Origin of the sequence: Pseudomonas sp. R5(2019) (genome assembly GCF_009905435.1) — a bacterium.
Classification (GTDB): Bacteria; Pseudomonadota; Gammaproteobacteria; order Pseudomonadales; family Pseudomonadaceae; genus Aquipseudomonas.
This window is the reverse complement of sequence record NZ_JAAAMT010000061.1, coordinates 1-12,099: the sequence shown is the minus strand read 5'-3', so window position 1 is coordinate 12,099 and position 12,099 is coordinate 1. Positions and strand designations below refer to the sequence as shown.

Annotated in this window: 10 protein-coding genes and 1 pseudogene; all 11 read left to right on the top strand. The window is 60.2% G+C overall.

All coding sequences use genetic code 11. From position 1 onward, the window contains the following. The first annotated feature begins 187 nt into the window (after nt 1-187). On the top strand, nt 188-628 hold the full coding sequence (dksA, locus tag GUY40_RS25330) for an RNA polymerase-binding protein DksA (protein ID WP_166571650.1): 441 nt from the start codon (nt 188-190) through the stop codon (nt 626-628). A gap of 60 nt (nt 629-688) precedes the next feature. Beyond that, nucleotides 689-1,576: a tRNA glutamyl-Q(34) synthetase GluQRS gene (gene gluQRS / locus GUY40_RS25325; RefSeq protein ID WP_166571649.1), complete on the top strand. Its 888-nt coding sequence runs from the start codon at nt 689-691 to the stop codon at nt 1,574-1,576. Nucleotides 1,577-1,729: 153 nt separating this feature from the next. Then, nucleotides 1,730-1,906 (top strand): hypothetical protein, encoded by a 177-nt coding sequence (locus GUY40_RS25320; RefSeq protein WP_003250005.1) that lies wholly within the window; start codon nt 1,730-1,732, stop codon nt 1,904-1,906. Beyond that, complete coding sequence (locus tag GUY40_RS25315) at nt 1,890-4,844, top strand: sensor histidine kinase (protein WP_166571648.1); 2,955 nt, start codon at nt 1,890-1,892, stop codon at nt 4,842-4,844. Before GUY40_RS25320 ends, GUY40_RS25315 begins: the two co-directional genes overlap by 17 nt. Nucleotides 4,845-4,866: 22 nt before the next feature. After that, nucleotides 4,867-6,312 (top strand): sigma-54 dependent transcriptional regulator, encoded by a 1,446-nt coding sequence (locus GUY40_RS25310; protein ID WP_166571647.1) that lies wholly within the window; start codon nt 4,867-4,869, stop codon nt 6,310-6,312. A 707-nt stretch (nt 6,313-7,019) separates the two neighbouring features. Continuing rightward, entirely contained in the window at nt 7,020-8,414 is a 1,395-nt protein-coding gene (locus GUY40_RS25305) for a polynucleotide adenylyltransferase PcnB (protein WP_166571646.1), read from the top strand. Beyond that, a complete protein-coding gene (gene folK / locus GUY40_RS25300; RefSeq protein ID WP_166571645.1) occupies nt 8,411-8,893 on the top strand; it encodes a 2-amino-4-hydroxy-6-hydroxymethyldihydropteridine diphosphokinase in 483 nt (160 codons plus the stop codon). The genes GUY40_RS25305 and folK overlap by 4 nt, the downstream gene beginning before the upstream one ends. A 248-nt stretch (nt 8,894-9,141) precedes the next feature. Continuing rightward, nucleotides 9,142-9,942, top strand: a complete 801-nt coding sequence (gene panB, locus GUY40_RS25295; RefSeq protein ID WP_166571644.1) for a 3-methyl-2-oxobutanoate hydroxymethyltransferase — start codon at nt 9,142-9,144, stop codon at nt 9,940-9,942. Further along, entirely contained in the window at nt 9,939-10,799 is an 861-nt protein-coding gene (gene panC / locus GUY40_RS25290) for a pantoate--beta-alanine ligase (RefSeq protein ID WP_166571643.1), read from the top strand. The genes panB and panC overlap by 4 nt, the downstream gene beginning before the upstream one ends. Before the next feature lie 102 nt (nt 10,800-10,901). Then, complete coding sequence (panD, locus tag GUY40_RS25285) at nt 10,902-11,282, top strand: aspartate 1-decarboxylase (protein ID WP_008153310.1); 381 nt, start codon at nt 10,902-10,904, stop codon at nt 11,280-11,282. Nucleotides 11,283-11,360: 78 nt separating this feature from the next. Next, nucleotides 11,361-12,099, top strand: a pseudogene (locus GUY40_RS25280) (glucose-6-phosphate isomerase); the annotation flags it as partial.

The following is a 12,099-nucleotide window of genomic DNA, read 5'->3' as shown; positions in this document are numbered from 1 at the left end:
TACCGAACGATCACCCCGAACGGGCGAGCAAGGCCACGGTCCATCGTTAATGCGCAGGCCCCGATCACCAGGAGTAGCGCACCCCGATTCGATCTGGTAAGTTCGGCGGCTTGCAGTCGCAGGGCCGACGGGTGTCGGAGATGGAGCATCCTGCGCAATGGATCAGTAAAGTGAGAGGCGGTCATTCATGCCCACCAACGAAAAAAACAGCGGTCAACTTGCTCACGGCGTCGCACCTTACGTTGAATCCAAAGGTGAGGAGTACATGGGCAAGCCCATGCGGGAACACTTCATCAAGATCCTGGCCAACTGGAAACAGGAGCTGATGATAAGCGTCGACCAGACTGTGGATCACATGAAGGACGAGGCAGCCAACTTCCCCGACCCGGCGGACCGTGCCAGCCAGGAAGAAGAGTTCGCCCTCGAGCTGCGTAACCGCGACCGCGAGCGCAAGTTGATCAAGAAGATCGACAAGACCTTGCAGCTGATTCAGGACGAAGAGTACGGCTGGTGTGACAGCTGCGGCGTCGAGATTGGTGTCAAGCGCCTGGAAGCCCGCCCAACCGCCGACATGTGCGTCGATTGCAAATCCTTGGCCGAGATCAAGGAGAAACAGGTCGGCAAATGACCTGTCCCGATGGGGCGCTCAGGCGCCCCATTTCATTTGCGCTCTTGTGTAAGCCTTGTGATGAACACCCCCGCCTATACCGGCCGCTTCGCGCCGACGCCCAGTGGTTTTCTGCATTTCGGATCGTTAGTGGCAGCCCTTGCCTCCTGGCTGGACGCACGCTCTGCTGGCGGTCGCTGGCTGGTGCGCATGGAGGACCTCGACCCCCCTCGTGAAGCGCCGGGCGCTCAGGCCGCCATCCTGCATACGCTGGAGCGCTACGGCCTGCAATGGGATGGCGAAGTCGTCTACCAAAGCCAGCGCCACGATGCCTATGACGAAATCATCGATCGCTTGTTCAGACAAGGGCTTGCCTACGCATGCACCTGTTCGCGCAAGCAACTGGAAGGCACGCAGGGTATTTATCCGGGCTGGTGCCGCAATGCCTGTCATCCCCTGCACGACGCCGCCATTCGCGTGCGAGTGCCAGAATTGAGTTATCACTTCGATGACCGTGTCCAGGGCCGCTTCGAGCAGCACCTGGGCCGAGAGGTGGGCGATTTTGTGATCCGTCGGCGCGACGGGCTATATGCCTACCAACTGGCCGTTGTGCTCGACGATGCCTGGCAAGGGGTTACCGACATCGTGCGCGGCGCTGACTTGCTGGATTCCACGCCACGCCAGCTGTACTTGCAGGAGCTGTTGGGCCTGCCCCAGCCACGCTACCTGCATGTACCGCTGATTGTTCAGCCCGACGGGCACAAGCTCGGCAAATCCTATCGATCGCCGCCCTTGCAACCGGAACAAGCAACACAGCTGTTGCTGCGCGCCCTACGGGCGCTTGGGCAGAGCACCGAACCCGGCCTGGAACAGGCAACGCCCAGCGAATTGCTGCACTGGGCAACACCCCGCTGGGATGCGGGCACGATCAGCCGCAGCCTGACACTTGCAGAAGCGGATCTGCACTAAAGGCTGCAAAAAACCCTGACTTTTCAGTTCTTTGCGTCAAACCGTCAAAGTCCGTTTGCAGTCAGACTGCCATCCGTTACCATCGCCGCACTTTTTTTGCGCATTCACACAATAATAAGTCGAAGCACGCAGCGGGTTAACCACGAGGCCAGTATGTATATCTATCGATTGGTCCTGCTCCTGGTAGTGGGGATATACCTGTTCTCTCCCGCCATCATGGATTGGTGGATCGAGCCGACAGGCGCCTGGTATCGCCCCTACTTGCTCTGGCTGATTCTGATCGTCGTGACCTTTATCCTGCAGAGCCAACGTGATGCCGATGAGCTTTAGCCTGACCCAGATGATCCTGATCAGCGCCGCCTACCTGCTGGTGCTGTTCGGCGTCGCCTGGATCAGTGAACGCGGGATGATCCCGCGGGCAATCATTCGCCACCCACTGACCTACACCCTGTCGCTGGGCGTCTACGCCAGCGCCTGGGCCTTCTATGGCACGGTCGGGCTGGCCTATCAGTATGGCTACGGCTTTCTGGCCTGTTACCTGGGTGTGTCTGGCGCATTCCTGTTGGCGCCCGTGCTTTTGTACCCGATCCTGAAGATCACCCGGACCTACCAGCTTTCCTCGCTGGCCGACCTGATCGCATTCCGCTTCCGCAGTACCTGGGCCGGCGCCCTGACCACCGTGTTCATGCTGATTGGCGTACTGCCGCTGCTGGCACTGCAAATCCAGGCGGTGGCCGACTCCATCAGCATTCTTACCCGCGAGCCGGTACAACACCGGGTCGCCTTGAGCTTCTGCGCGCTGATTACCTTGTTCACCATTTTCTTCGGCTCGCGCCACATCGCCACCCGGGAAAAGCATGAAGGCCTGGTGTTCGCCATTGCCTTCGAATCCATCATCAAACTCCTGGCCCTGGGTGGCATCGGCCTGTATGCCCTGTATGGGGTGTTCGACGGCCCGCATCAGCTGGAACTCTGGCTGCTGCAGAACCAGACCGCCCTCGCCGCCCTGCACACGCCGCTGCAAGAAGGCCCTTGGCGCACCCTGCTGCTGGTGTTCTTCGCCTCGGCGATCGTGATGCCGCACATGTACCACATGGCGTTTACCGAAAACCTCAACCCGCGCTCGCTGGTCAGCGCCAGCTGGGGCCTGCCGCTGTTCCTGTTGCTGATGAGCCTGGCGGTGCCGCTGATTCTCTGGGCCGGCTTGCGATTGGGCGCGACCACCAGCCCCGAGTACTTCACCCTGGGCCTGGGGATCGCTGCCAACAGCAAATCACTGGCGTTGCTCGCGTATGTGGGCGGTCTGTCTGCCGCCAGCGGCTTGATTATCGTGACCACCCTGGCGTTGTCCGGCATGGCACTCAATCACCTGGTGCTGCCGCTGTACCAGCCGCCGGCCGAAGGCAATATCTATCGCTGGCTGAAATGGACGCGCCGGGCCCTGATCGTCGCCATCATCATGGCCGGTTACGGCTTCTACCTGCTGCTCGGTGCTCAGCAAGACCTGGCCAACCTGGGTATCGTCGCCTTCGTGGCAACCCTGCAATTTCTCCCGGGTGTGCTCTCGGTCCTGTATTGGCCGACTGCCAATCGTCGTGGCTTCATCGCCGGCCTGCTGGCCGGGATCAGCGTGTGGATGATCACCATGTTGTTGCCGCTGGTGGGCAATCTGCAGGGCTTCTATATCCCGCTGCTGAACATGATCTACGTGCTCGACGATACCAGCTGGCACATGGCTGCCATCGCTTCGCTGGCGGCCAACGTCCTGCTGTTTACCCTGATTTCACTGTTCACCAATGCCAGCCCGGAAGAGGTCAGCGCCGCCGAGGCCTGCGCCGTGGATAACGTGCGCCGCCCACAGCGGCGGGAATTGCACGCCGCCTCGCCACAAGAGTTCGCCACTCAGCTGGCCAAGCCGCTGGGCGCGAAAGCCGCGCAAAAGGAAGTCGAGCAGGCTCTGCGCGATTTGTATCTGCCCTTCGATGAACGCCGCCCTTATGCATTACGTCGCCTGCGTGACCGGATCGAGGCCAACCTGTCGGGCCTGATGGGCCCAAGCGTTGCCCAGGACATGGTGGAAACCTTTCTGCCGTACAAATCCGGCAGCGACAACTATGTCACCGAAGACATCCACTTCATCGAAAGCCGCCTCGAGGACTACCACTCGCGCCTCACAGGCCTCGCCGCCGAGCTCGACGCCCTGCGCCGCTACCACCGCCAAACCCTTCAGGAACTGCCAATGGGCGTCTGCTCACTGGCCAAGGACCAGGAAATCCTGATGTGGAACAAGGCCATGGAAGAGCTGACCGGCATTGCTGCCAAGCACGTGGTCGGCTCGCGCCTGACCACCATCGGCGAACCGTGGCGCGGGCTACTGCTGGGCTTTATCAATGTGCCGGACGAGCACTTGCACAAGCAGCGCCTGGGCCTGGATGGCCAGACCCGCTGGCTGAACCTGCACAAGGCAGCCATCGATGAGCCGCTCGCACCGGGTAACAGCGGCCTGGTGTTACTGGTCGAAGACCTCACCGAGACGCAGATGCTGGAAGACAAGCTGGTGCACTCCGAACGTCTGGCCAGTATCGGCCGCCTTGCCGCGGGCGTGGCCCACGAGATCGGCAACCCCATTACCGGCATTGCCTGCCTGGCGCAGAACCTGCGCGAAGAGCGCGAAGACGATGGCGAAATCACCGAATTGAGCAGCCAGATCATCGAACAGACCAAACGCGTCTCGCGTATCGTCCAGTCTCTGATGAGCTTTGCCCACGCCGGCAGCCACCAGCACAATGACGAGCCGGTCTGCCTGGCCGAAGTCGCTCAGGATGCCATTGGTCTGCTGGCGTTGAACCGGCGCAACTTCGAAGTACAGTTCTTCAACTTGTGCGACCCGGACCATTGGGTAGAAGGCGACCCACAGCGCCTGGCCCAGGTACTGATCAACCTGCTGTCCAACGCCCGCGACGCCTCACCTGCCGGTACCGCAGTGCGGGTCAAGAGCGAAGCGAGCGAACATACCGTCGACTTGATCGTCGAAGATGAAGGCAGCGGTATTCCGAAAAACATCATGGACCGGCTATTCGAACCGTTCTTCACGACCAAGGACCCGGGCGAAGGAACCGGACTGGGGCTCGCTCTGGTCTATTCCATCGTTGAAGAGCATTATGGACAAATCACCATCGACAGCCCGGCCGATACCCAGAGCCAGCGTGGCACGCGCATCCGTGTGACCTTGCCACGCCATGTCGTAGCGACGTCCGCTGTGAACTGAGACCGTCGAGAGAATTGAATCAATGCCGCATATTCTGATCGTCGAAGACGAAACCATCATTCGTTCAGCCTTGCGCCGACTGCTCGAACGCAACCAGTACCAGGTCAGCGAAGCCGGCTCGGTACAAGAAGCACAGGATCGGTTCAGCATCCCGACATTCGATCTGATCGTCAGTGACCTGCGCCTGCCTGGCGCCCCGGGCACTGAGCTGATCAAGCTGGGCCAGGGCACACCGGTATTAATCATGACCAGCTACGCCAGCCTGCGCTCAGCCGTGGATTCGATGAAAATGGGCGCGGTGGATTACATCGCCAAACCGTTTGATCACGACGAGATGCTCCAGGCCGTAGCGCGTATCCTGCGTGACCGGCAATCCATGCCCGCTACCGCTGCTGCCGAGCGCGGCAATGGCAAGGTTAATGGCGCCAGCGAAAAATCCGCTGGCGAAAGTGCCAATGGCGAGATCGGCATTATTGGTTCCTGCCCACCGATGCAAGACCTGTACGGCAAAATTCGAAAAGTCGCACCGACCGACTCGAATGTACTGATTCAGGGCGAGTCGGGTACCGGCAAGGAATTGGTCGCTCGGGCGCTGCACAACCTTTCACGACGTGCCAAGGCGCCGATGATTTCGGTGAACTGCGCAGCGATCCCCGAAACCCTGATCGAATCTGAGCTGTTCGGCCATGAGAAAGGCGCGTTCACCGGCGCCAGCGCCGGCCGTGCCGGCCTGGTTGAAGCAGCCGATGGCGGTACACTGTTTCTCGATGAAATCGGTGAATTGCCCCTCGAAGCCCAGGCCCGTCTGCTGCGGGTACTGCAGGAGGGCGAAATTCGCCGGGTGGGTTCGGTCCAGTCACAAAAAGTTGACGTGCGCCTGATCGCGGCCACCCACCGGGACTTGAAGAGCCTGGCCAAGGTCGGTCAGTTCCGTGAAGACCTTTATTACCGCCTCCACGTGATCGCGCTGAAACTGCCGGCCCTGCGTGAACGCGGCGCTGACGTCAACGAGATCGCCAACGCCTTCCTGGCACGGCAAAGCGCCCGTGTGGGCCGCACCGATCTTCGCTTCGCCGCCGATGCCGAGCAGGCCATCCGTCATTACTCCTGGCCGGGTAACGTGCGTGAGCTGGAGAACGCTGTGGAGCGCTCGGTGATTCTGTGCGAAAGCCCGGATATCTCGGCCGAGCTGCTGGGCATCGACATTGAGTTGAGCGACCTGGAAGACGATGACGACGCCTTTGCCGGCTTGCCGTCGCAAGCCGCCAATGCCAACAACACCAGCCACGAGCCGACCGAAGACTTGTCTCTGGAGGATTACTTCCAGCATTTCGTGCTCGAGCATCAGGACCACATGACCGAAACCGAGCTGGCCCGCAAACTGGGGGTGAGCCGCAAGTGCTTGTGGGAACGTCGTCAACGCTTGGGAATCCCACGCCGAAAGACCGGAGCCACCAGCGAAAGCTGAGTCGTTTCAGCGACTTGGGCGCACCGTAGCGGTAACAGGCGCTATTGGTTGCAAACTGTTACCTCAACCACATCACGTAACAAAAGCCGGGGCTTACGGTAACGAATCCCCGGCTTTTTTTTGCCTTGCGACCACCCCCGAAAACACGCAAGCCCTTGTATTTAAAGGATTCTAAAAAGTTGGCACAGCTCCTGCTATATGTTTGATACAAGAACAATAACAAGCAATGCACAAGACAATAAAAATAAGACGAATCGACTCACGCACAATAAAAACAACACGGCGGAGGCGCAGCTAACTGATTCTTTTGGAGAGGCGTTGTACTCGGGGCTTGCCCCACAATCAGGCAGAGAACGATAAAAAACTGCGCTAAAGCAGGGCCCGCACTGATTGGATCAATTGATCATTACAACACAGCGACCAAAGCAATCCGTTTGCTCTTGACTCCCGTTAGGGAGACCGTCCACAAGCTTAGGCTTTGTGGAAGGGCGCTCAAACAAAAACAAGAAGCCCAAGAAAAACAAAAATAGAGCATGCAACTACTTCTTGGGGAGCTTCGGCTCCCCTTGTGGTTTCTGCCTTCTCCCCCTCTGCGACACCCTCCTGCGCAGCGTCCTACACCATTCGCCGACTAAATGCTAGAATCCCCGCCCATCATGCGGTCATTCTTCGTTATTGGCCGAACATTCCTTCAAACAGTGCATCCCATGCTGAAGAAGCTGTTCCAGTCGTTCCGTACACCTGTGCGTCGTGCACAACATCGCACCACGCCCGAGGTGCTCAATAGCGGCCAACACTCACTGCATCGTGGCCAGTTCAGTCGTCATGCAGTGAATATTGTCGAACGCCTGCAAAACGCAGGCTACCAAGCCTACCTGGTCGGCGGTTGCGTGCGCGACATGCTGCTGGGCATCACACCCAAGGACTTCGACGTCGCCACCAGCGCCACCCCCGAGCAGGTCCGCGCAGAGTTTCGCAATGCCCGTGTGATTGGCCGGCGTTTCAAGTTGGTCCACATCCATTTCGGTCGTGAAATCATCGAAGTCGCCACTTTCCGCGCCAACCATCCGCAGGAAGAAGAGGAAAACAGCCATCATTCTTCCCGCAACGAAAGCGGACGCATCCTGCGCGATAACGTCTATGGCACCTTGGAAGAGGATGCCCAGCGTCGCGATTTCACCATCAATGCGCTTTACTACGATCCGGTCAGCGAACGCATTCTCGACTACGCCAACGGTGTGCACGATATCCGCAATCGCCTGATTCGCCTGATTGGCGACCCTCAGCAGCGCTACCAGGAAGACCCGGTGCGGATGCTGCGCGCCGTGCGGTTTGCCGCCAAGCTGGATTTCGGCATCGAGAAACACACCACCCTGCCGATCAAGCCAATGGCGTCGCTGCTGCGCGATATTCCTGCCGCGCGCCTGTTCGAGGAAGTCTTGAAGCTGTTCCTGTCCGGACATGCCGCCGACACCTTCGAGATGCTGGTCGACCTGCAACTCTTCGACCCGCTGTTCCCGGCCACCGCACAAGCCCTGGAGCACCACCCGACGTACACGCACACCTTGATCAGCGAAGCGCTGATCAGCACTGACCTGCGCGTTAAACAGGGCAAGCCGGTAACACCCGCCTTCCTGTTTGCCGCTTTGCTGTGGCCGGCCTTGCCTGAGCGCGCGCTGCGCCTGCAAAGCCGTGGCATGCCGCCGATTCCAGCCATGCAGGAAGCCACACACGAGCTGATCAGCGAGCAATGCCAGCGGATCGCCATTCCCAAACGCTTCACCCTGCCGATCCGCGAAATCTGGGACATGCAGGAGCGCCTGCCGCGCCGCAGCGGCAAGCGTGCTGACCAGCTGCTGGACCACCCGCGCTTCCGCGCCGGTTACGACTTCCTGCTGCTGCGCGAATCCGCTGGCGAGGAAACCGGTGATCTGGGCCAGTGGTGGACGGATTACCAGGAGTGCAACGACAGCGAGCGCCGCGACATGATCCGCGAGCTGGGTAACAAGGACGAATCCGGCGCTGCACCGCGCAAACGTCGGCGCAGCAGCAGTAAACGCAAGCGTAGCGATACCGACTCTTCGAGTGCATCAGGCGAATGATCAGCGAACGCGCCTACATCGGCCTGGGCAGCAATCTGGCCGATCCAGAGGAACAACTTCGCTCGGCAGTGCAGTCCTTGAAGCAGTTGCCCTTGTCCAGCCTGACAGGCGTGTCCTCGTTTTATGTCAGCGATTCGCTGTTGCCCGGTCAGCCGCGTTACACCAATGCGGTCGCAGCACTGGATACCAGCCTTGAGCCCGTGCAGCTGCTCGATGCTCTGCAAGCGATCGAGAACGGCCAAGGCCGCGAGCGCCTCGAGCGCTGGGGCCCTCGCACGCTGGACCTAGATATCCTGCTGTTTGGCGATCGGCTGATCGATGAGCTAAGGCTGAAGGTCCCGCACTATCAGATGCAGCTTCGCCCCTTCGTTCTCTATCCCCTGGCCGAGCTGGCGCCTGACGCCTTGCAACTGGCCGACGGCCGGTACCTGCACGAGATGCTGGCCGATTGCCCTTTTATCGGACTCGAGCGCCTGTAAATCCTGCATTGGAGCCGGTAACGCGCGTAACACCGCACCGGTAACAATGCAGTAACACAGGGAATTGACTTCAGGCCCCCTCCTCACGACTATAGGCGTCCGTTGCTCTCAACCGACGCAAAACGGCGCTGGCCGAGCCGGAGCAGGTCGCTTTCAAGACACCGGTAACACTGGCGCTCTGTTCCGAAAACCCAAGAACCTGTGGTGAACACAGGCGTTTCACGGCGCCCGACTGAGGATTACAGTTCATGCCTGACATTACCCTGACCACCTTGCAGAGCCTCAAACTCAAGGGTGAGAAAATAACCATGCTGACCTGCTATGACGCGACCTTCGCACATGCAGCCAGCCAGGCCGGCGTGGAAGTGCTGTTGGTGGGCGACTCCCTGGGCATGGTCCTGCAGGGGCACGACAGCACACTACCCGTGACCACTGCCGAGATGGCCTACCATGTCGCCTGCGTCAAACGGGGTAATCAAGGCGCGCTGATCCTCGCGGACCTGCCGTTCATGGCTTACGCCACCCCCGAGCAAACCTTCGCCAACAGCGCCACGCTGATGCAGGCCGGTGCGCACATGGTCAAGATCGAGGGCGCCGGCTGGCTGGGTGAAAGCATCCGACTGCTCGCCGAACGCGGTATCCCGGTGTGCGCGCACTTGGGCCTGACGCCTCAGGCGGTGAACATCCTTGGTGGCTACAAGGTTCAAGGTCGCCAGGAAAACCAGGCCCGACAGATGCGTGCCGATGCCATCGCCCTTGAGCAGGCGGGCGCTGCCATGTTGTTGCTTGAATGCGTGCCGAGCGAGCTGGCAGCCGAAATTGCCCAGGCGGTGAAGATTCCCGTGATCGGTATCGGTGCCGGGAGCGCTGCGGACGGCCAGGTACTGGTCCTGCACGATATGCTCGGCCTGTCCCTGAGCGGCCGCGTACCCAAATTCGTGAAGAATTTCATGGTCGGCCAGGCCGACATCCAGGGCGCCCTGCGCGCCTATGTCAAAGAAGTCAAAGACGTCACTTTCCCCGCAACCGAGCACGGATTCAGCGCATGAACACTGTCAAGACCGTCCGCGAACTGCGCGCAGCCGTTGCGCGCGCGCGTAGCGAAGGCAAACGTATCGGCTTCGTGCCGACCATGGGCAACCTGCACAGGGGCCATGCGGCGCTGGTCACCAAGGCCGCGCAGCGTGCCGACTTCGTGGTCGCCAGCATCTTCGTCAACCCACTGCAGTTCGGCCCGAGCGAAGATCTGGACAAATATCCCCGTACACTCGCCGCTGATCAGGAAACGCTCCTGCAGGCCGGCTGCCACCTGCTGTTCGCCCCGACCGTCGATGAGATGTATCCCGACGGCATGGGCGTGCAGACGCGCGTCAGTGTGCCGCACCTCTCCGAAGGCCTTTGTGGCGCCAGCCGACCTGGCCACTTTGAAGGTGTCGCGACCGTGGTCAGCAAACTTTTCAACATGGTGCAGCCGGACCTCGCCGTATTCGGCCAGAAAGACTTCCAGCAACTGGCTGTGATTCGCGCCCTGGTGCGTGATTTGAACCTGCCGGTACAAATCATCGGCGAGCCGACCGTACGCGCCGCTGACGGCCTGGCGTTGTCCTCGCGCAATGGTTACCTCAACGAAGAGCAGCGCGCCATCGCCCCGGCCCTGTACCGTTCGTTGAGCGCGATTGCCGAGGCAATTGTCAGCGGTAATCGTGATTTTTCCGCGCTGATCGCCAACGCGAACCAGCAACTGAGCACCGTCGGCTTTCGCCCAGACTATCTGGAGATTCGCAACGCCCTGACCCTGCGCCCAGCCACGGTCGATGACCGCGACCTGGTAATTCTGGTTGCCGCGTACCTGGGCGCCACCCGCCTGATCGACAACCTGCATCTGAATCTCGACAGCAAGGCCTGAGCCCATATTGCCCGGGGTTTGCGCTTCGGGCACACTGCCGCGGCTCGCGGGGCTGCGGGTGGTTCCCAGCCCTTGTACGAGGACCTGACAGAGGAGACATTCATGCACGCCATCATGCTCAAGGCCAAGCTGCATCGCGCAGAAGTTACCCACGCCGTGCTCGACTACGAAGGCTCTTGCGCCATCGACGGCGAATGGCTGGACCTCTCAGGCATCCGCGAATACGAACAGATCCAGATTTACAACATCGACAACGGCGAGCGTTTCACCACCTATGCCATTCGTGGCGAAGAAGGATCCCGCATGATTTCGGTCAACGGTGCCGCCGCGCACAAAGCCAAGGTTGGCGACCGAGTCATCATCTGCGCTTATGCGCATTACAGCGAAGCTGAGCTGCTGAATTTCAAACCCCGCATGCTGTATATGGCGCCCGGCAACGAGCTGAGCCACACCAGCAACGCGATTCCAGTTCAAGTTGCCTGATCAAGGCAACCCGCCCGGCGCAACCCGGGCGGGCTTTACGTGTCCAAAGCCGTTCACGCAATAAGGAAACCTGCAGCGATGGCGTATTACCGAACCCCTCATGACGTTACCACCCTGCCCGCCTGGAAGGCGCTGAGCCAACACCGCCAAGCCATGCAGGACTTCAGCATGCGCGAAGCGTTTGCGGCTGACCCACAACGCTTCCATCAGTTTTCCCTGAGCAGCTGCGGCTTGTTCCTGGATTACTCCAAGAACCTGATCACCTGCCAGACTCGCGACATGCTGGTCCAGCTCGCCAATGAAGTCGGCCTGCAGGACGCGATCAAGTCGTTGTTCGCCGGCGAGATTCTCAACGCCTCCGAAGGTCGCCCGGCGCTGCACACCGCGCTGCGTCGTCCGGTAGGCGACAAGCTGAATGTCGGCGGCGTGAACATCATGCCGGAAGTGCACAAGGTCCTGAACCAGATCACCGAGCTGGTCGTGCGCATTCACGATGGCCTGTGGCGCGGCTACACCGAGAAGCCGATCACCGACGTGGTGAACATCGGTATCGGTGGTTCGTTCCTGGGCCCGGAGCTGGTCTCCGAAGCGCTGCTGCCCTACGCCCAGAAAGGCGTTCGCTGTCATTATCTGGCCAACATCGACGGCAGTGAGTTTCATGAACTGTCGGCCAAGCTGGCCGCCGAGACTACGCTGTTCATCGTCTCGTCGAAAACCTTCAGCACCCTCGAAACCCTGAAAAACGCCCAGGCGGCCCGTAGCTGGTACCTGGCCCAGGGTGGCCCGGAAGCCGAGCTGTACCGCCACTTCATTGCCG